Origin of the sequence: Mycolicibacterium pulveris (genome assembly GCF_010725725.1) — a bacterium.
In the GTDB taxonomy this organism is placed as follows: Bacteria; Actinomycetota; Actinomycetes; order Mycobacteriales; family Mycobacteriaceae; genus Mycobacterium; species Mycobacterium pulveris.
Window position 1 is genome coordinate 3,435,347 of sequence record NZ_AP022599.1, and the last position, 20,315, is coordinate 3,455,661.

Here is a 20,315-nt window from a genome sequence, read left to right on the forward strand (position 1 = left end):
CGCGGGAGGATGGGTACTAGAGACGCAGCAACCGGGGAGGACGACGATGACCGTTGAATCTGCCCCGGTCGATTCGCGGCGGAGATGGCGTCGACTACGGCCGTGGACCGCACGCACGCAAATCATCGCCTGGGTGCTGCTGTTGGTGCTGACCGCGCTGGGCGTCGTCACGTTCGTGACGTGGCAGCTGCTTGTTCGGGCGGTCGACGCGCGGATGGACGAGGCGCTGCGCTTTGAGGTGCAAGAGTTCGCCGAGCTGACCGAGCCCGGCGTGAACCCGCGTACCGGCGAGCCGTTCACCAGCGTGGAAGAGGTGATTCGGGAGGCCATCGCCTACAACATCGCCCGGCCCAACGAGAAGTTCCTCGGCTATGTCGACGGGCAGTACCGCACCCAGAGCAGGCAGGAGCCCGGCGCGCAGGAGGTGCTGGCGCAGGACACCGCGTTCGCTGAGCGCGTGGCCACCGTGACCGAGCCGGTGGAGGGGCGATACCAGCACGCAGAGGCCGGCGAGGTGCGCTATCTCGCGATCCCGGTCGGCCTCGATGGCGACCCCGCGCGCGGTGTCATCGTCGCGGCGTACATGGGCGACGCCGAACGCGATGCCGCCAACGACGCGGCGCGGTTGATGCTGATCGTCGGTTCGGTGACGATGCTCGGCGCCGCGGCGGCGGCCTGGATCCTGGCCGGCCGGATCCTGCGTCCGCTGCGCGACGTCGCCGACACCACCCGGATGATCAGCGACACCGACCTGTCGCTGCGGGTGCCGTCGCGCGGCAAGGACGACGAGCTCGACCGGCTGGTCGCCACCATCAACGGCATGCTCGACCGCGTTGAGGCGGGGGTGTCGGCGCAGCGGCGATTCATCGACGACGCGGGCCACGAGCTGCGCACGCCCATCACGATCGTGCGCGGTCACCTGGAGGTGCTCGATCCCGCCGACCCGCAGGATGTGGCGTCGACGGTGACTCTGGTCAATGACGAGCTGGGGCGGATGAACCGGATGGTGTCGGACCTGTTGTTGTTGGCGCAGTCCGAGCAGCCGTCGTTCCTGCATCCGGAAGTTGTCGACGTTGAAGCGCTGACGCAGGAAGCGTTCTCGAAGATCAGCCGCCTCGCGCAGCGTGACTTCCAACTGGAGACGGTCGCGCGGACGACGGCGGTGCTGGATCCGCAGCGGATCACGCAGGCGCTGGTGGCGTTGGCCGACAACGCGGCTCGCTTCACCGAGGAGGGCGGCTGGATCGGAGTAGGGTCGCAATTGTCGGGTGGATCGCTGCGGTTCTGGATATCAGATTCCGGTCCGGGCGTCAGCGACGACGAGCGGGCGCGGATCTTCGAGCGTTTCGCCCGAGGTGGACCGAGACGCTCTGACGGTGCTGGCCTTGGGCTTTCGATAGTTCGGGCGATCGCGGTCGCGCATGGCGGCGACGTGTGGCTGGACAGCGTACCCGGTCGGGGAGCGACGTTCACCGTCGTGATTCCGGCGGTGATGGAGGGTCAATGGCGCGGATACTGATTGCCGAGGATGAGTCGAGGATCGCCTCGTTCATCGAGAAGGGCTTGTCCGCCAACGGGTTTACCACCACGGTGGTGGCGGATGGGCCGTCGGCGTATGACTACGCGGTGAGCGGCGGGTTCGATCTGATGGTGCTCGACATCGGGCTGCCGGAGATGGACGGGTTCGCGGTGCTGCGCAGGCTGCGGGCGGAGAACCACCCGATCCCGGTGATCGTGCTGACGGCGCGCACAAGTGTGCAGGACACGGTTGCCGGGCTGGAAGGCGGGGCCGACGACTACATGCCCAAACCGTTCCGGTTCGAGGAACTGCTGGCTCGCATCCGCGTGCGGCTGGCACCGGATCGAACGCCGGAGTTGACCGTATTGTCCTGCGGGGGACTGCAGTTGGATCTGCGCAAGCGACAGGCCAAGGTCGACGGTCGCACGGTGGACTTGTCGGCGAGGGAGTTCGCCTTGGCGGAGACGTTCCTGCGCCATCCAGGGCAGGTGCTGTCGCGGGAGCAGTTGCTCAGCCACGTGTGGGGCTACGACTTCGACCCGGGATCGAACGTCGTCGACGTCTACGTGCGGTATCTGCGGCGCAAACTCGGCGCAAACCGGTTTGTCACATTGCGGGGCATGGGATACCGGCTCGAAACCGTCGAGTGACTAAGCGTCCTTCGGCGCGGCAGGCAAGTCGATTTCGATGGTCAGGCCGCCGCCGGGAGTGTCGGAGGCCGAAATCCTGCCGCCCATCGCCTCGACGAACCCGCGTGCGACCGAAAGGCCAAGACCGACACCGATAGTGGGGCCGTCGCTGAACCGTTGAAACGGCTCGAAGATCTGCTCCTCGGTGCCACGGGGGATGCCCGGGCCTTCGTCGACGACGGCGATCAGCACCCGGTCGCCGATCCGGCCGGCGGTCACCCGCACCGGACTGCCGCATGCGTAGCGCAGGGAGTTGTCGATCACGTTGGCCAGCACTCGTTCGAGCAGCGCGCCGTCTGCGAGCACCGCCGCGCCGCCCACTGTGGCCTTGACCCGCTCGACGCCGCGCCGGGTGAAATCGGTGTTGCCCGTGCTGATCCCGACCAGTGAGCGTTGGACGGTCTCCTCCAGGTCGACGGGCCCTGGTTTCGGCCGGACGGCTCCAAAGGAAAGACGTGACGAGTCGAGCAGGTTACCCACGACGGCCAGGAGCTCGTCGATCGATTCCTCGCCGGTGGCCAGAAGCTCAGCGGTGTCCTGCGGCGGGAAGTCGGCGTCGCCGCCGCGGACGGTGGTCGCCGTTCTAGCCGCTGCCAGTGGGGTGCGCAGGCCGTGGTTGACCGCTGACGTCAGCGAGCGCCACAGCTCGTCCACCTTGGCGACGGTGCCGCTTCTGCTGGCCTCTTCGGCGGATTCGTGGCGCTTCGCCAGGTCCACCGCGTGTTTGGCGACGGCGCTGATCACCCGGCGGTCGCGGGTGGTGAGGGGCCCGCCGGCAAGGAGCATGCAGTATTCGTCGTCGCCGACCTCGACGGCGGTGTCGGCGTCATCGACGTCGTTGCACGGGTCCTTGCCCACTGCGGCCACGACATCGCCGGTGTGGAGGTGAACCAAGCTCACGGCGTGTTGGGAGTAGGCTTCACGGACCCGTTCGAGCAAGACGTCGAGATCGGCGTCGCGCAGCACCGAATCGGCGAACAGCGAAAGCAACTCGGCGTCCTGAGAGGTCCGGCGGGCCTCGCGTAGCCGGTTGACGGTGTGGTCGAGGAGTGCGGCCACCATGACGGCGACCACCAGCAGCACGGCGGCGGTGACCGCCCCATTGGCTTCGGCGATGGCGAACGTGTTCGCCGGTGCGACGAAGAAGTACGCGAGCAGCACACCAGACAGCACTGCCGAAACCACCGCTGGGACAAGACCGCCCAGCAGGGCGACGCCGAGCACGCCGGCGAAGAACAGCCCGGTTTGAGATCCGATACCGAGCAGCCCGTCGGGAAGGGAAACTGCGGCGGTGCAGATCGCGAGCGGAATCGCCACGGCGGCAAGCCAGGACAGCACACGTCGCCGCCGCGGCGTGTGGCGGGCGGACGCGGAGCCGGCGCCGGCGTCCTCGTGGGTGACCATGTGGACATCGATGGTGTTGGACTGCCGCACGACGGCCTCGCCGACACCCTCCTCGAACAGGCGCGCCCACCGCGACTTCCGGGTGCTTCCGACGACGACCTGGGTGGCATTGACGTCGCGGGCGAAGTCGAGCAGCGCCGCGGCGACGTCGCCGGCGATGACGGTGTGCATCGTCGCGCCCAGGCTGACGGCGAGGTCGCGCACGGCTTTCCTCTGTTGGGAGGATATGCCGGTGAGGCCCTCGCCCTGAACGACGTGCAAGACCATGAGTTCCGCGCCTGACCGCGACGCGATCCGGGATGCCCGGCGCACCAGGGTTTCCGATTCGGGGCCGCCGGTAACGCCGACCACCACCCGCTCGCGGGGCGCCCAGGTGTCGGGGATCTTCTTGTCGGATCGGTACTTGGCCAGGGCGGCGTCGACCTGGTCGGCCAGCCACAGCAGCGCCAATTGCCGCAGCGCGGTGAGGTTTTCGACCCGGAAGTAGTTGGACATCGCGGCGTCGACCCGTTCGGGCGGGTAGATGTTGCCGTGGGCGAGCCTGCGCTGCAACGCTTGAGGCGTGATGTCCACCAGCTCGATCTGGTCGGCCGCGCGGACGATCTCGTCAGGTATCCGCTCCGTGGTTTCGACACCGGTGATCTGGGTGGCGATGTCGGCCAGGCTTTCCAGGTTCTGGACGCTGACGGTGGTGATCACCGTGATGCCGGCGTTGAGCAGTTCCTCGACGTCCTGCCAGCGGTTGGGGTTCTTGCTTCCGGGAGCGTTGGTGTGGGCGAGATCGTCGACGAGCACGACCTTGGGCCGCCGTTCGAGGAGCGTGGGCAGGTCGATTTCGGAGAAGCGCTCGCCGTCGTGCTCGATGATCAGGGGCGGCATGACCTCGATGCCGGCGAGGCGCTGGGCGGTCTTGCGGCGGCCGTGGGTCTCGACGACGGCGGCGACGACGTCGGTCCCGCGCTCCATGCGCCGGTGCGCCTCGGCCAGCATCGAGTAGGTCTTGCCGACGCCAGGCGCAGCGCCGAGGTAGATGCGCAGGTCGCCACGGTTTCGGCTGAGAATGCCCATGGGTCTATTTTCCTCGATGGTCGCCGTGCCGCGGGCGGCTACCACCCGTTGACTCATCAGCGCAGGTCACAGGGCCGATATCCTGGATGGTCGGGGCCAAGCGGTAGCGTGCTCCCCGGGTCAGCCCCCATAGCCCAATGGCAGAGGCAGCGGACTTAAAATCCTCTGAACTGGGCGTTTGTTGTGTTCGCTCGCGCTGATTGATGACCGAGAAATTGGCCCTAGCTGCGACTATAGCGTTGGGCGTGTTGGTGAAGATTGGCGAGCAACGAATTTACTGCGGTATCTGCTGCGGTACCGACTGCGAAGGACCGCGCAGTCAGCGGCACACCCGGAGGGACGGGGTCACGACTTTTCGTTCCACCCCGGCAATTCGCCATGTCGAGCTGAATCTGCTCGAGTGTCTCCGACTGCAAACATCAGGACCATCCGGTTACGCGCCGACGATGTTCGTGACAACGACGTGCGTCCGCCTGAGCGGCGTTCACGCCAACCGCAGATGGCTCCAATTCAACACCTCGCCGAGGTGTTTCGGGTTAACCCCAAGCTGCTTTGCGACGTCCTGAGTGCCACCGTGCAGCTCAACGAGCCGCGAGAAAAGAACGCCCGTCACAGGTTGAAATCCGCCCGGCTCGCTTCGACGCCATTTTGACATCTGGATCTGCAGAGCGCGGTACCGAGCGTCGTCGATGAGCCCGCGTTCATGCGCGCGATAGATGATCGCTGCGACCGACACCCCCCATGTCTGCTTGAGCGCAATGAAATCGGACAACTTGGGCCTATCGGGCATCGCAGCGTCGAAGTCATCGGGTGGAATCAGCAGAGCGCCTGCGAATAAGTTGGCTTCGCTTTCGACCGAGTCGTGGCGTCGATCGTGGAACGCCAAATGTCCGCACTCGTGGCCCAAGCTGAACCGGAAACGGTCGCCGGGAACATTAGGATCGAGTCCTATCACTGGCACCCCGTTCACCCATGCGGAAAGCCCGTCGAGGCCCGGCAAATGTGGGATCGGAACGAGGCAGACGCCCGCGCGTTCCACCAGAGCCGTCAGATTCCGGATCGGCCCGGATTCTTCCTGGCCGAGGATCGCGCGCACTTCAGTGGCAGCATCTTCAATTTCGTCTCGGCTGGTGACCGGTGCTCGCCGGCGCAGGAGGATGTCCGGAGCCTTGGGAGTCGCGTCGACCAGCTCTCCGAAGACTTCTCCGGCCAGGCGGAGAAGCTCCTTGGCTTTCTTCTTCGCCGCGGAGGACGTGGACGAGCGCGCGCGATGAATGGGCTCAGACATGTCGGGCAGCGTCAGCCTGCGATCGGCATAGCCGAGCGCCGTGAGCTCACCATTGAAACTTCGCCGACCGCTTTCAATCGCAGAGACCATGGGAACCGACATCCCTAGCTTTTCCGCCAGGTCTGCCTGGTTAATGCCCTCGATGTCGCGAAATGACCGAAGCCTGTTCACAAGCCCTCGGCCTCACCGAAGTCCACGTCGTCCCCCAGATCGTTAAACGGATCCGGTGCACCTTGATCGAAAGTTAGCCCGCCGCCATTATCTGGTGAAGGCACGCCCTCGAAGGGCCAGAAACCGACGTACTCAAGACTCCCGGCGGGTATAAGGCGCTTGCCGGTGGCCGCCTGCTTCGATGCGCTCGACCACAGGTGCATGCCTTCACGTTCGAAGCCGTAAGCCACCATGTTTGGGACGGCGGTTGAGTTCCGAGTGCGGAGTTCGAAGGGAAACGCCAACTGTTCTGGCTGCCCCATTGCCGCCTCGATTTCGATGGCAGCCTTGCTCCTGACCAGGTAGCTGTCGTTCGCTGTGATATCGGTGACCTGCACCCGTCCCAGCTCGGCGAAATCCGGATGGAGCATGAAGCGCTCTGACTGCGTTACCTGTGCCTGCGCGATTGAGCGCATCCAGTGCGACTTGTGCATGCGCGTGGGTGGAATCCCCCACTCCTCGGTGAAGCTCCTGGCCCCAGCTGCTGCGCCTAGGTATGCCACAACCAGGATCTGGGCGAAAGGGTCAACCTGATCTCGCTCGAGCTGCATGCGAGAGATACTACATATGGAGTAGAAATTCTACGGCGAATGTAGCATCTGGCGTGTCATGGCTACTGAGCCGATGCTCCTTCTCGCCACTTCATTACGGCGGCTTGGTGAAGCCGGAGGTCACCTTCCAATGTGTGGGGCGATCGTACGCATCACGCGTCGATGTCATGACGGCACGGTAGCGGGTCGGCGGTGTCGAACCAGGCTCGCGAGCTTGAAACCGAACTGACAGAGACGGCGCTTCGGTGTCATTCGTGGCGGCTCTACCGCGATGAGATCTCCGACGTTCTCAGGCCTCGCCACCCTCGCGACTCCGGCGGCAAGAATGCACCTTCGAACTTCGTCCGTCGATCACCGGCAGACTGTGCTGGCGTAGGTTCCTATTCGTTTAGGGTGAAAACGCCCTCACGCTGGACGGCATGTAACGCCGGGCATTGCCCTGTTCGCATCTCACCGATCCTGGACCAGCACGTGAGGTGCGTCCTTCATGCCTCCTGCGTTGGTCTGACCACGTCGCGGGGCTGTTGCTTTAGTGGGCCACCAGCTGGCTTCGCGTAGGAGTGTGGCGATGGCGGGCACGGTGAGGGTGCGCACGAGGAAGGTGTCGAGCAGCAGTCCGAAGCCGATGATGAGGCCGGCTTGGACCATGATGGCGACTGAGCCGACCATGAGGCCGAACATGCTGGCGGCGAATATAACCCCGGCGGAGGTGATGACGGCTCCGGTGTTTGCCACGGTGCGCAGGACGCCGACGCGGATGTTGGTCCCGGATTCTTCGCGGAGCCGTGAGACGAGCAGCATGTTGTAGTCGGCGCCGACGGCGACGAGGATGATGAACGCCAGCAGCGGTACGGGCCAGGCGATCTCTTGGCCCAGTACCCATTGGAAGACCACAACGCCGATGCCGAGCGAGGCGAGGTAGTTGAGCAGAACCGTGCCTAACAGGTAGATCGGTGCCAGGAGAGCGCGCAGTAGCAGGACCAGGATGACGCCGACGATGATCGTGGTGGCGATGGCCAATTGTGCGAAATCCGCCCACAGGAATCGTTGGATATCGGAGTTCACAGCCGGGAAGCCGGCGACGGACACGGTGGCGTCGGCGAGTGACGTGTTGGGTCGTGCGGTGTTGGCAATGTCGGTGATGTGGTTGGCGAGGTCCATGGCTTCGACGCTGTAGGGGTCGTTGCTGGTTTCGATCATGAAGCGCGCGGTCTTGCCGTCAGATGAGAGGAACTGTTTGGCGACGTCGGTAAACTGTCGGTTCTCGAATGCGTTAGCGGGCAGGTAGAACCCGCTTGAGGAGTCGGAGTCAGCCGCTGCGCGCGAAGAGTTCTGTAGTTGGGTGGCGATCTGGCTCATGCCGGACAGCATTTCGATGTTGCTGTCGGCGAGGGTGCGGACGCCGGTGGCGAGTGCTTGGGCGCCGGAGGCGAGCTGCCCGATTCCGTCCTGCAGTCGGCGGAGGTTGGTGGCCAGGTCGGCGGGGTTGCCGAGGGCTCCGAATGCCTTGTCCAGTGAGGCAACCGCGTTTTGGACATTCGCGAGGGTGCCACCGACGGTGGCGTTGGTGGCGGGATCATAGCGGTCGCCGAGGTCGGCGATCTGGTTGAAGAATCCGCTGTCGCGCAAGGTAACCAGGATCTTCACCTGGTCGCGGATTTGGGCGCATTGTGGGGTGGTGGCACACCACGGTGAGGTGTTGAGGGCGCCGACGAGTGGGTCGAGCTGGGTGATCGCGTTTTGGGCTTGGTTGGCCAGCGGTCGTAGTCCTGGGCCGGATTGAATGGCTTGGTCGACGGCGGGCGCGGTGGCGGAAAGCTGTTGCAGCAGCGGCCGGAATTGGTTGACCTGAGTTCCCGCGGATTGGGCTTGGGTGAGGATTCCGGCCAGTGGCGTGAGGGCGGTGCGCACCGTGCCCTGCAGTTGGGCGAGGCCGTCGGCGAGCTGGTCGGCGCCGCCGGTGAGTTTGGCGAGGTCGTCTTTGCGTGAGTTGCCCTCGGCGACCGCGCCGGCCATTTTGTCGCCGATCTGGCCGTTCTGCCAGGCCAGCTCTGCTTGGTCGAGGCGCTCTCCGGTGGGGCGGGTGACTCCGGAAACTTTGGTGACGCCGGGGATTTGGGAGACGCGGGAGGCCATCTCGTCGAGATCGGCCAGTCCTTTCCCGGTCCGCATGTCGGTGGGGTTTTCCACGACGAGGAACTCGGTGATGACGACGTCTTTGCGGAAGTGGCGGTCGAGAAGTTGGTAGCCCTGGTTGCTGGCTGTGGTGTCTGGTTGTCCCTTGCGGTCGTCGTAGCTGATTTTGATGGTTGTGGCGGCTGCCGATAGGGCGAGCAGGATGACCAGGCTGACGATGAGTAGTGGCACGGGACGGCGGACCACGGCGACGGCGACGCTGTTCCAGTAGCGGCGGGTGCGATCGGGTTTGGGTTCACCGATGCCGCGTTTGGCGGCTAGCGACAGCACGGGTGGCAGCAGGGTGACGGTGGCCAGAAATCCGAACAGCACGGCGATGGCACATGCGGGGCCCAGGGCGGCGAAGACGCTGAGCCGCGCGAAGACCATGGCCAGGAACGCGAGTGCGACGGTGGCGGCGGAGGCGAGGATGACGCGCCCGATGCTGGCGGTGGCGTGGATGATGGCCTGATCGGCGGGTACTTCGGCGCGGCGCTGCTCGTGGTAACGGCTGATCAGAAATACCGTGTAGTCGGTTCCGGCGCCGAGCAGAATCGCCGTCATGAAGGCGACGGTGAACTGGGAGACCGGCATGCCCAACTCGCCGAGGACAGACAGCACACCGCGCCCGACTGCCAGGCTCAACCCGATTACCAGGAGCGGCAACAGCGCGGTGAAAACCGACCGGTAGACGATCAGCAGGATCAGCGCGATCATGCCTGCGGTAGCGATAGAGATCAGCAGCAGGTCGTGCTCGGCGGAGGCGATCATGTCGCTGAAGGTCGCCGGTGGTCCCGTCACTTGGACGGTCGTGGTCGAGCCGGTGAACACCTCCGCTGCGATGTCGCGCACTGCGTTCACGGATTCTGAGGCCGTGGGGTCTCCGAGGGTGCCGGTGACACCGACGGGCAGGTACCAGGCTTTGCGGTCGGCGCTGACTGCCTGGGCTTCGGTAATCGGATCGGACAGTAGGTCCTGCACCAGCAGGACGTGGTTGCCTTCGGCCTGCAACCGGCGCACGAGTTCGCTGTAGCCCTGCCGGGCAGTCGGAGTCAAGCCATTGGGGTCTTCCATGGCGACGAACACCATGGTTTTCGAGCCTTCTTCGCCGAAAGCGGCGCTCATGCGGTCAACCGTCTGCAAGGACGGCGCATCGCGAGGAATGAGGTCCACCGACTGTTGGCGCACCACGGTTTCCAGCTGGGGGAACAGCAGCGCAAGGACCACCGCGGCGCCTAGCCATGCCCCGATGACCAGCGCTTTGTGCCGGAGGGTGAATCGGGCTAGCGCTGCCAACCGTTCGCTGTACTCGCGGGTGTCGGCCGGGTCGGGGGATCCGTTGGCCCGCCGGCCACGGCGCGTGGCCTGGCTTGGGGAATCTGCAGTGCCGTCGGCCACTGGACCTCCACTGGTAGCGAATCGTATCGATACTGTCGGTATCGCTACGCTACCGCATGTAGTGCAAGTTGGTGCGGCCGCTATTCAGTCGGGCCCCGGCCGCCGGTCACAGTCGGCAGAGGAATCGTCGAAACTCAGTTGGCTTCTGAAGCCAGGCCGACGTTGTTCAGTGGACGACACTGGCCTTGGCTGCCGTTCAGGGTCTTGCTGTTGCTGGCCCAGACGTTGGCATCGAGGCACGCACGGCCACATCGCGTAGCGGGCCGCGGGCCGCTACCTGTGGGGTCGGGCTTCGGTCGTGGCCGACTGGCCCGTGTTCTGCAGCAGCACGTAATTGCCGAGGCTGCCCAGGAAACCTGCGCAGTGCTGAACGAGTTCATCGGTGGTGAACTCCAGTTCTCCGTCGAGTCGGCGGCGCAAGACTTCGAATAGCCCTCCCACGCCCAAGGTCGAAGCCAAATGGGCAACCCCCACGGCGGAGTCGGCGATGTCGAGGTGGAGTCTGGCCTCGCGCAAGACGAGGTCGGTGAAACCGGCCATCAGTTCGCTGCGTAGCTCCCGGAGCAGCGGCTCGGTTGCAGATTCCACGAACAGGATCCGACCCAGCCGAGGGTCGTCGTCGATCATGCTGACCAGCCTGCGGATCGGCGCGTACGCGAGCACCTCCGGTGGCTCACCGGCATCGGGGATCGCGTCGACTATCACCTCCTGGAAGGTGGCATAGAGCTGCTGGTAGACAGCCCGCAGGAGTGCGTCTCGGCCGGAGAAGTGCTGGTAGAAGTAGCGTGACGTGACACCCGATTCAGCGCAGATGGCAGTCACAGTGGCGGCGGCAACGCCGCGCGTGCCGATCAACTCCGTTGCGGCCTCGATGAGACGGGTGCGCCGGTTCCGGTGACGCTCCTCGGCGGACATCCCGCTATACACCCGCGCCGAAACCACGTGGATAGCTTGCCATCTAATTCTGACAAGGCTTAGAGTCAGATCGCCAGCGTGCCCTTGACGAACGGGAGAACAACATGAGCGACGATTCGTCCACACGGCCCACCACGCGGGTCGTCCCGAAGCCCCGCCGTGTTCGATTCGACATGCCTGCCGGGACCAGTCGGCAGCACTTCGTCGATGGCGACTTGGTGATGAGCCACTTTGTGTCCACCTTGTCGGCCACGTTCCCCGAAGGCGAAGACTTCTTCATCCGGTCAGTCCGCGAGTACCGGGACCACATCAGCGACGCTGACCTCAAGGAGGCGGTCAAGGGATTCATTGCACAAGAGGCCACCCACCGACACCAGCATCAGCTGCTCAACGATCGGCTCCAAGCGATGGGCTATCCCACCGAGGGGATCGATCGGCATATCAAGAAGTTGGTTGGCCGACTTGAGAAGCGTTTTTCTCCCAAGATGCGCCTGGCTGTGACGGCCGCCCTGGAGCACTACACGGCGACATTCGCCGAAATCATTCTCACCAGCGACGAAGCTCAAGAACTGATCGGCGACACCGAAGTGCGGCCTATTCTGCTCTGGCACGCACTGGAAGAATGCGAGCACAAGGCCGTCGCTTTCGATGTCTATGAGACGGTCGGTGGAAGCGAACGCACCAGGGTCTGGGGGATGCGGATCGCCAGCCTCCTCTTGTTCAGCGAGTTGGTCATCCAGACCACCCGCTCTCTGGCCGGTGACCGTGCCGCCTACAACCCGGTGCGGTTGCTGCGCAGCCTTCGAGCCTTCCGGCATAACCCGCTATTCAGCTCAGCAGCAATTGAGCGCTTTCGTTCCTACACCCGCGGCGGATTTCATCCCGACGACTGGGACAGCGCAGAAATCCTCGAACGCTGGACCAAGGAACTCTTCAACGCCGATGGTGGCCAACAAGCGCGTAGCAGCGTCTAGCTCGACCAGAGCCCGTCGCGGTCAGAGTCGGCCTTAAGCGAATAAAAGTCTATGGGCTTCGCTCCGCGCGCAGTGAAGTCAAGCCCAGTTCTTTCTACTGGCCGCTCGATGGTGCTCGATCACGTTGCGACCTACAGGAAGCTCCGGCCGAGGAACTCGGTGACGGCGGAGCTGAAGGCGTCGTTGTCGTCGCCGGCGATCATGTGTCCGGTGCCGGATACGTCGACGGTCTCGGCGTGGGGAACCAGTTGCTTGAACTCGTCGACGGTGGCTTGGGAGACCACGTCGGATAACAGGCCCCTTACGAGAAGTGTTGGGGCGCTGACCCGTCGGGCTCCGTCGATCAGCAGGTGGCTGATTGCGTCGAACTGCTCCGTTCCCGTGGTCGATTCGTCGCGGAGGAAGTCGAAGTTGGAGTGAATGAATGCCGGGTCCCACCGCCAGATCCAGCGGCCGTCGTGACGCCGCCGTAGCACCTTGCGCAGGCCGTCGACGTTGGCCGGGCGCGAGCGATGGGGGTTGTATGCGGCGATCACCTCGGCGGCGTCGGTGAGGGTGCCAAAGCCATCGGGATGTGCGGCCATGAACGTCACCACGCGACGAGCGCCCTGGAATTCAAGCCGCGGGGTGACGTCGACCAGGACGACCGCCGCCCACGACGCCCCGGATGTCAACAGATGCGTGCCGAGCACGGTCATGCCCCCAAGGGATGCACCTACGACGGCAGGGGCGGTATCGGCGCTGAAGTGCTCACGCACGGCGAGCAGATCGGTCGCGAGTCGCTCGAGGTCGTACCTGCCGGCTGGGTCCCAGTCGCTGTCGCCGTGACCGCGGGTGTCGTAGGCGACGACTGTGTATCCGCATGCGTGGAGACGACGCGCTGAAGCGCTCCACGCGTGCCGGTTCTGGCCGCCGCCGTGTAGGAGCAGCACGACGGGACGGGCGTCATCGTGGTCGTAGCAGTCGGCGGCCAGGGTGATCCCGTCCTGGGTTCGGACCCGATGCTGCACGGCGGAGGTCATGACACCTTCCTGGCAAGATCGGAGTCCGCCCGAAGCGTGCGACCGGTTACAAGCACCTTCATTGTGCGTTGCCCGCGGCGTTCACGATCGTGACCGTGCCCTGGGCTACGCAGACGGCTTTGTCGCCGTTGCTGATGTCGATGCGCGCTACTCCACTGCGCTTGCCCAGTGACACGATGTCGGTGACGGCGACACACACCCCGCTGGACACGGGTCGCAGCAGGTTCAGCTTGAATTCGGTGGTGGCGACCCATGATCCGGCCGGAATGACGGGGTAGAACACGACTCCGAGACAGTGGTCGACCATCGCCGATAGACATCCGCCGTGCAGGGTGCCGAAGGGTGTGAGCAGTTCGGCGCGGGTTTCCATCTCTGCCACCAGCCGACCCGCGGCGAGTTCGGTGTGCCGAAAGCTCAGAAACGTCGACAGCCCACCGGCTGTGTTCGCCGATCTGAGCAGCTGGTCGGCGATCTGCTCATCGAAGTGCGCGAATGTCACTGCCACCACCATGCCCCTTTCTCCTGTCCGGTCATGGGTCGATCACCGTTCGAGCCCGCGAATCGTTTGAGCATGTCGCCGAATGCGCCGACGTCGCCGTGCGCGGCGGAGTGCTCGACCTCGACGGCGACGAACCTGGCCGTCGCGGTGAAGCGCGCGACGCGTCGTCGAAGAGTGGCACGAGCTAGATCGGCGTGGTCCAAGTGATGGGCAGCGATGTGTAGCCGCGGATCGGTCCGGACCGCAGCCGCCGCGCCGATTCAAGATCGACCTCCCAGTCAGGCACCTTGTCCAACAACGCATCCAGAGCGATGCGGGCCTCCATCCGCGCCAGCGCCGCACCCAGACAGAAGTGGATGCCGCGACCGAAGGCGACCTGGTGCTCACTGGTGCGCTCGATGTCGAACACGTCCGGATCGGGGAAGGCACGCTCGTCGCGGTTGGCCGACCCGAACAACAGCAGCACCTTCTCACCTTGACGCATCGTCGTGTCGTGCAGTATGACGTCGCGGGTCAGGGTTCGTGAAAGTCCTTGTGCCGGTGAGTCGTAGCGCAGCAACTCCTCGACTGCCGGCCCCAACAGTGTTCGATCGGCGACCAGGCGTCGGCGGGTCTGCCGATGCTGGGCCAGCACGACCGCGGAGTTCCCCAGCAGATTGGTGGTGGTCTCGTAACCCGCGACGAGCAGCAGCGCGCAGAAGCCGAGGACTTCCTCGTCGGTCAGTCCGATCCCGTCGACTGTGGCGTTGGCCAACGCCGACATCAGGTCTTCGCGGGGGTTTTTGCGGCGGTCGGCGAGGAAGTCGGTGAAGTAGGCGTAGATCGCGGCGGCGGCGGTCAGTGCGTCGGTGGTTTGTCCGTGGTTGACGTCGACCTGGACCAGTTGGCTCGACCACAATCGGAACTGATCACGATCGGTGGCGGGAACGCCCAGCAGATCGGCGATCACCGCAGCGGGCAGGATCGCGGCGAAGTCGGTCACGAAGTCCGCCGACCCGGAGCCCTCGTCGAGGCGCTCGAACAACTCCGCGGCCATCTGTGTGATGGCGCCCTGCAGCCCGGCCACCCGCCGGGGAGTGAACGCCCGGCTGACCAGGGCACGCAACTGGTCGTGGCGCGGAGGGTCCATCACGATCATCATCGGCAGGAACGAGCCGATGAAGTCTGATCCCGGCGGGGTGGGGAAGATGCCGTCCACCGAGGAGTACGTGCCGTGATCCAGTGCTGCGGCCTGGACGTCGGCGTGCCGGCTCAACACCCAGGTATGGGGCTCCTCGGCGCGGTACACCGGAGCCGTGTCACGCAATAACCGGTACGTCGGATAGGGGTCGTTGAGGATCGAGGCGTCGAACGGGTCGTAACGAATCTGCACCGAGACCACCAAGACCTCCGATCACCAACCTAACAACGGTTTAGACTTGCAGCCTAAACCGGCCGAACGGGACATGGGGGCAATGCGCAAGATTCCACGTCAGATCTCTGACCGGCTTCCCGCCGCGGCGGACTTGTTCGCCGAGAAGGGGCTCAACGACTCCAAGATCGAAGACGTCGCCGCGGTGACCGGTGTGCCGAAAGCGACGCTGTACTACTACTTCGCCGGCAAAGAGGACATCCTTGCCTTCCTGCTCGAAGACCTCCTCAAGGACATCTCCGATGCCGTGACCACGATCGTGCACACCGACGGCACCGGTGCCGAACGCCTCGAACTCGTCATCCGCGCACAACTGCGGGCAATGGCGCAGCGGCCAGCGGTATGCCGTGCACTCATCGGCGAACTGGGACGAGCGGCCCGCATGCCGGCCATCGCCGAGATGATCAATACCGCCTACCAACAACCCGTCGAAACTCTGCTCGTCGAAGGGGCCCGCGACGGATCCCTCGTCGCTCAGCCCGATGCACGATCGACGTCCATTGCGCTGTTCGGCGCGGTCACCATAAATGCACTCATGTACCTGGTCACCGGGAACCACCTTGACGAGACGGTTGTCGCCGGCACGCTCAGCGCCGTCATGTTCGACGGCCTGCGCCCGCGCTCCGGGGACCAGTCATGAGCACCTACGGCCTGTCGGTTCTCGGCGCGGATTTGAAGTCACTGGCCCAGACCGCACAGGCCGCCGACGCGGCCGGGTTCGACGCCGTATGGGCCTCGGAGTTCTACTCCCGGTCCGGATCGATCTCCATGGCCGCGATGGCCAACAGCACACAGAACTGTCGGATCGGTTCCTCCATTCTCTACGGCGTCGGCCGAAGCCCTTTGGTGCTGGCCACCGAGGCGCGCGATCTCGACGAACTCTCCAACCGACGACTGGTACTCGGCATCGGCAACGGCACCAAACGGATGATGAGCGACTGGCACGGCGTGCCCGACACCTCCGCACCCGCGCTGCGGATGGAAGAACTCGTGATGCTGCTGCGCCGGATATGGAACCTGCATGAAGGCCCGATCCATCACGAGGGCCGTTTCTACAGAATGAATCTCACCCCGACCGGCGACGTGGGACCCTCCAGCCGGCCGATCCCGATCGTCACTGCCGGTGTCCGGCCCCGGATGTGCGAGGCGGCCGGGCGGGTGGCCGACGGCCTGGCCGGACATCCCCTGTTCACCACCACCTACGTCGAGGAGATCGTCCGGCCCGCTATCGCGCGGGGTGCCGCGCACACGGGCCGTGACCCCAATGACGTGGAAATCATTTCCATGGTGATGTGCGCCATCCACGACGACGCCGAGGTTGCCAGGCGCGAACTGGCGCAGCAGATTGCGTTCTACTCCTCGGTCAAATCGTACGAGACGGTACTCGATGTGAACGGCTTCGCCAGCGAAGGCCGAACCATCCGGGAAGCATTCGCCCAGCGCGATTTCCCGGCGATGTTCGCCGCGGTGTCCGACGAGATGATCGACACCATGGGCGTCGCAGGGACGGCACACGAGGTCCGTGAACAACTGAGACGCTACGACGGCGTCCTCGACCACATCATGCTGTACTCACCATCGGTTGGCATCGCTGCGGAACGGGTGCAGCAAAACCTCGACAGCATCATCCGGGAATGCTCGCCCGCCTCGATGTCGCCAGGTCAGTCCGGTCCACGTTCAACCTGATCCACGCATTGCCGCCAAGTCGACCCGTCGCCGCGTCCGCGGTCCATCAGTGCGTCTGCCGCGCCGACCCCGCCGATGATTGCGTGGCGCTGTTGAGGATGTTGGCGTCGTCAGTGTCGGGGAGGTCATGGCGGACCACGCGTACCCGTCCTTGAGGCAGGCAGGCCATGTAGCCGTGGCGCATGCCATAGAGCTCCCACGCTGTCTGTTCAGCGTCGGGATCGACATCGATGCGATGTCCGCGCGAGAACCCCAGGTGTAGCCCTCCATCGTCGCCGGACCAAGCCTGGGTGCACACCGCGCCGGCGAGGTTCAGCAGTGGGCGTTCGTGGGTCGCGATCCTGAGGGGGTCAATACGCACCGCCTCGATGGGGTAGGTGCCGACGGCAGGAAGGGTCAATAGCAGGGGGCAGGAGATCACGATTTCGTTGTAGTCATCGAAATCCAGAACCAGGCCTCCACGTATCGAGAGGCGTTGTACGACAAGGTTTTCGATCCATTGGGTGTACATGGCAGTCTCTTTCGACGCATCGTTGAGCCGTATTTACAAAGAGTACGCTAGGTAGCGTTGCGATACTAGTAGTATCGTTATCGGTTCGCGGTGGGCCTAGCGGCGCTGGTGACGACGCGCCTGGTGGCTCGGTCAATGCGGTCGCGGGTGTCGGCGGCTGTCGCGCGGTGGCCGCTGAAGGCCACGAGGTTGGCCAACCAGATGTCGGAGATAACGCCAGCGACGTGCAGATCGGTGGGGGTGGGCTCGCCGCCCCTGAGCGTGCGGGCCAGCAGGATCTGGATCTCATCGGCGGCGCGGTCGAGTTCCGCGGCGGCGCGGGTGTCTGCGACGGCGAAGGCCCGTGTCATGGCCGTCGTCAGCCATGGGTCGCGCTGCCAGCGGTCATGCAGATGCGCGGTGAGCCGTTCGAGCCGTTCCAGCGGTGTGCCGTCACCGGCTGCCCAGTCCCCGGCTGAGTCGAGTCGACGGAATTCACGCGTCAGCGCTGCTACCAACATGTGGGTTTTCGCCGGGAAATAACGGTAAAGCGTGCCGACGGCGATGCCGACTCGCTCGGCAACGGTCCGCATCTGGACCGCCTCGTAACCACCCGACGCAGCCACGGCCAAAGCTGCATCCAGAATCGTTTCCCGGCGCTGTGCGGAGGCGCGCGAGCGCGACGCGGTAGCGGCCCGCTTCTCTGCAGCGACCGAGTTCGCTTCCGAGCGTCGGGTTTTGCCGTGGCTGCGGGCCTGAGGGAAAGTCATGACGGCCCCGGGTTGAGACCGCCGCGGCGCGAGAACTGCTCCAGAAGATCGCCGAAAGCGCTGACATCGCCGTGTGCGGCGAAGTGCTCAGGGCTGACTACGACGAACACTGCACTGGCGGTGAAGCGGGCGAGCCCATCCTCACCCCTGCCTGTGGCCGTGACATGCAGCGCCCGTCCTTCACGAGAGGTGATGTGGGCAGTAATCCGGTGGGTCTGATGCAGCGGCACCGGCCGCAAATATTCCACCGTCAGGGTGCGGGTCACCGCTGGGGTGCCGGCGATCCACAATGTGAAGCCCAGGACGTCATCACAGGCGGCGGCCACCGCCCCGCCATGGGCCAGGCCCGGAGCCCCGATGTGGCGCTCGTCGAACGTCACATCGGTGTACACCGCGTCGCCGCTGCGGTGCACCACTAGCCGCAGTCCGTGAGGGTTGTCCGGGCCGCAACCCATGCAGGTCGTGGTGTGCGAGGGCAGCCGCTCCGGCGGCAACACGCTTTTGGGCACCATCACCCTCCAATACGATCGGTTTCGCTGCGCTACCGTTAGTACCACACTGCTAGACTGCTGTGACAGCATCGCGTGAAAGATCGACCGCCGAGGTGAATGAGTGAGCGACAGTCAGTCAGTGCCAGTCCTTGACGACGACGTGGACCCTCGGCGCATCCGGTCACGCACCCGGCTGCTGGATGCTGCTGCAACGCTTCTGAGCACCGGTGGGGTGGAAGCAGTCACCATTGATGCGGTCACCAAAGCATCCAAAGTGGCCCGAACCACGCTGTACCGCCACTTCCACAGTTCGTCGCATCTGCTCGCAGCCACGTTCGAACGCCTGCTTCCACAAGTGACCACTCCGGCACCGACCAGCGGACCCCTCCGTGACCAGCTGATCGAATTGCTTAGCCGCCAAGCCGCTCTCTTCAACGACGCGCCGCTGCATGTCACGACACTCGCGTGGCTCTCATTGGGGCCCACCGGCTCCAATAACGAAGCTGATGACCGCCACACATCGGGGGCGCTACGGGCCCGAGTCGTTGACCAGTACCGTCAGCCATTTGACGCCATACTCACTAGCCCGAGAGCACAAGCCGAACTTGACGACTTCGACCGGGAACTGGCGCTCTGCCAACTCGTCGGACCACTCGCCTTCGGCCGAATGACTGGGATTCGCACCATCACTCACAATGACTGCGTGAACATCGTCGATGACTTTCTGGCCGCCCACCGCAAGACCGATAGCGACGCCAAAGAGTCGAAGATCGCCACCAAGCAGACGGGCCGCCCCGCGCGCTTAGCTCGCTAGGCAGAACGAAATCACAGCGTCCAGCCGGCTGGTCTTCGGACCCTTTTCGCCTTCTCGCAAATCGCGTCGGCGATGGCATCGAAGGACCGTTCGGTGCCATCATCGGCGAGGCCGTGCGCGCAGATTCCATGGGCATCCGCGTGACGATTCGTGCCGGCAAAGTGAGTGCACCACCCCAGTGTTCGGACCGCCGTTTCCCGCGTTGAGAACTCTTCCCCCTACGTCCGTGAGGTGTCTCGCGGGCAACTCCTCCCATCCGCGGTCTCGCACTGCTTGGGGCGCGGGGTGTCCGCGCCGCGGATCTTTACCCGAATATCGTCCGTCGTTAAGTGATCGTGCTGGCCCCGGAGTGCAAGAGGTGTGTGCCTGTCTGGCCGTTGCCGCTTGGCCGTGCGTGAAGGCGGCAACACGCCCTTGGAAACGGCACGTCGGGATCACGTGCGGTTGAGTAGCCCTCGGGGAGCCTGTCGGTGGCTCGCTTTACTTTGGGCGAATATGGCTGTGGTGGTGGCCGCCGACAGGAGCGGGGTCCTATCGTTCGGCCGTGGATAGGAAAACGCGTACCGACAATGCCGACGCCGAACGGGAGTTGGCCAATATGGCCGATGGCGTGATCCTCACACGTGCACTGGCTGGCATTGCCGAGGTGAAAGTGTGGAAGCTCGAGACTCTCTCGGCGGCTGGCGATGACATCGATGACCATGAGCGCGTTGAGGCTTCGGCGGAACTCACCATGTCTCTGTGCACGTACAGCAAGCAGGTGAAGCAGATGGTTGATTCCGGACAATCGTTGGCCGACATCGCCCACCTAACGGGCCTGGAAGTCGATGAGCTTCGGCTGGCTGTGTCGTACGCGCCTTGACCGGTGGCTACATAGGCCTCGGGGCTGTGCCTGTTGGCGAACGCACACGAATCTGGGTTGTAGGCGAATGTGGCTGTGG

General features: G+C 64.6%; 18 protein-coding genes. 7 read left to right on the top strand and 11 right to left on the bottom strand.

The features are described 5' to 3' along the window. Positions 1–46: 46 nt before the first annotated feature. Both G6N28_RS16645 and G6N28_RS16650 read left to right on the top strand, forming a co-directional pair. Positions 47–1,519: a sensor histidine kinase gene (locus G6N28_RS16645; protein ID WP_163902107.1), complete on the top strand. Its 1,473-nt coding sequence runs from the start codon at positions 47–49 to the stop codon at positions 1,517–1,519. Continuing rightward, positions 1,504–2,169: a response regulator transcription factor gene (locus G6N28_RS16650; protein ID WP_163902109.1), complete on the top strand. Its 666-nt coding sequence runs from the start codon at positions 1,504–1,506 to the stop codon at positions 2,167–2,169. The genes G6N28_RS16645 and G6N28_RS16650 overlap by 16 nt, the downstream gene beginning before the upstream one ends. On the opposite strand, the gene G6N28_RS16655 is transcribed toward G6N28_RS16650, so the two are convergent. The 5 genes from G6N28_RS16655 to G6N28_RS16675 form a co-directional block, all read right to left on the bottom strand. Further along, complete coding sequence (locus G6N28_RS16655; protein WP_163902111.1) at positions 2,170–4,680, bottom strand: ATP-binding protein; 2,511 nt, start codon at positions 4,678–4,680, stop codon at positions 2,170–2,172. It abuts the gene before it with no gap. Between the two features lie 484 nt (positions 4,681–5,164). After that, positions 5,165–6,139, bottom strand: coding sequence for an ImmA/IrrE family metallo-endopeptidase (locus G6N28_RS16660; protein ID WP_126332650.1), 975 nt, complete (start codon positions 6,137–6,139; stop codon positions 5,165–5,167). Then, positions 6,136–6,729, bottom strand: coding sequence for a hypothetical protein (locus tag G6N28_RS16665; protein WP_235674600.1), 594 nt, complete (start codon positions 6,727–6,729; stop codon positions 6,136–6,138). Before G6N28_RS16665 ends, G6N28_RS16660 begins: the two co-directional genes overlap by 4 nt. Before the next feature lie 450 nt (positions 6,730–7,179). Further along, complete coding sequence (locus G6N28_RS16670; RefSeq protein ID WP_163902113.1) at positions 7,180–10,302, bottom strand: MMPL/RND family transporter; 3,123 nt, start codon at positions 10,300–10,302, stop codon at positions 7,180–7,182. Between the two features lie 273 nt (positions 10,303–10,575). Further along, positions 10,576–11,217 (bottom strand): TetR/AcrR family transcriptional regulator, encoded by a 642-nt coding sequence (locus G6N28_RS16675; protein WP_067773629.1) that lies wholly within the window; start codon positions 11,215–11,217, stop codon positions 10,576–10,578. Positions 11,218–11,321: 104 nt separating this feature from the next. On the opposite strand from G6N28_RS16675, the gene G6N28_RS16680 reads away from it, so the two are divergent. Then, positions 11,322–12,191, top strand: coding sequence for a metal-dependent hydrolase (locus G6N28_RS16680; RefSeq protein WP_163902115.1), 870 nt, complete (start codon positions 11,322–11,324; stop codon positions 12,189–12,191). Between the two features lie 131 nt (positions 12,192–12,322). Here the strand turns inward: G6N28_RS16680 and G6N28_RS16685 are convergent, their stop codons facing one another. The 3 genes from G6N28_RS16685 to G6N28_RS16695 all read right to left on the bottom strand — a co-directional run bounded on the left by G6N28_RS16685 (position 12,323) and on the right by G6N28_RS16695 (position 15,093). Continuing rightward, the gene (locus tag G6N28_RS16685) at positions 12,323–13,213 is read right to left on the bottom strand and encodes an alpha/beta fold hydrolase (RefSeq protein WP_163902117.1); all 891 of its coding nucleotides are present in this window, start codon (positions 13,211–13,213) and stop codon (positions 12,323–12,325) included. A gap of 58 nt (positions 13,214–13,271) precedes the next feature. Further along, positions 13,272–13,724: a PaaI family thioesterase gene (locus G6N28_RS16690; protein ID WP_082957820.1), complete on the bottom strand. Its 453-nt coding sequence runs from the start codon at positions 13,722–13,724 to the stop codon at positions 13,272–13,274. Positions 13,725–13,896: 172 nt separating this feature from the next. Then, positions 13,897–15,093: a cytochrome P450 gene (locus G6N28_RS16695; RefSeq protein WP_163902119.1), complete on the bottom strand. Its 1,197-nt coding sequence runs from the start codon at positions 15,091–15,093 to the stop codon at positions 13,897–13,899. A 73-nt stretch (positions 15,094–15,166) separates the two neighbouring features. On the opposite strand from G6N28_RS16695, the gene G6N28_RS16700 reads away from it, so the two are divergent. Then, on the top strand, positions 15,167–15,763 hold the full coding sequence (locus G6N28_RS16700; protein ID WP_163902121.1) for a TetR/AcrR family transcriptional regulator: 597 nt from the start codon (positions 15,167–15,169) through the stop codon (positions 15,761–15,763). Further along, the gene (locus G6N28_RS16705) at positions 15,760–16,809 is read left to right on the top strand and encodes an LLM class flavin-dependent oxidoreductase (protein ID WP_163902123.1); all 1,050 of its coding nucleotides are present in this window, start codon (positions 15,760–15,762) and stop codon (positions 16,807–16,809) included. Before G6N28_RS16700 ends, G6N28_RS16705 begins: the two co-directional genes overlap by 4 nt. 46 nt (positions 16,810–16,855) lie before the next feature. Here the strand turns inward: G6N28_RS16705 and G6N28_RS16710 are convergent, their stop codons facing one another. From G6N28_RS16710 to G6N28_RS16720, 3 genes are all read right to left on the bottom strand, one after another. Beyond that, complete coding sequence (locus G6N28_RS16710) at positions 16,856–17,320, bottom strand: DUF6188 family protein (RefSeq protein WP_163902125.1); 465 nt, start codon at positions 17,318–17,320, stop codon at positions 16,856–16,858. A 77-nt stretch (positions 17,321–17,397) separates the two neighbouring features. Continuing rightward, complete coding sequence (locus tag G6N28_RS16715) at positions 17,398–18,069, bottom strand: TetR family transcriptional regulator (protein WP_126332660.1); 672 nt, start codon at positions 18,067–18,069, stop codon at positions 17,398–17,400. Then, positions 18,066–18,581: a PaaI family thioesterase gene (locus G6N28_RS16720; RefSeq protein ID WP_179962209.1), complete on the bottom strand. Its 516-nt coding sequence runs from the start codon at positions 18,579–18,581 to the stop codon at positions 18,066–18,068. Before G6N28_RS16720 ends, G6N28_RS16715 begins: the two co-directional genes overlap by 4 nt. A gap of 100 nt (positions 18,582–18,681) precedes the next feature. On the opposite strand from G6N28_RS16720, the gene G6N28_RS16725 reads away from it, so the two are divergent. Together G6N28_RS16725 and G6N28_RS16730 are read left to right on the top strand one after the other, a co-directional pair. Then, a complete protein-coding gene (locus G6N28_RS16725) occupies positions 18,682–19,374 on the top strand; it encodes a TetR/AcrR family transcriptional regulator (protein WP_163902127.1) in 693 nt (230 codons plus the stop codon). Between the two features lie 544 nt (positions 19,375–19,918). Beyond that, complete coding sequence (locus tag G6N28_RS16730; protein ID WP_163902130.1) at positions 19,919–20,236, top strand: hypothetical protein; 318 nt, start codon at positions 19,919–19,921, stop codon at positions 20,234–20,236. Positions 20,237–20,315: the final 79 nt, after the last annotated feature.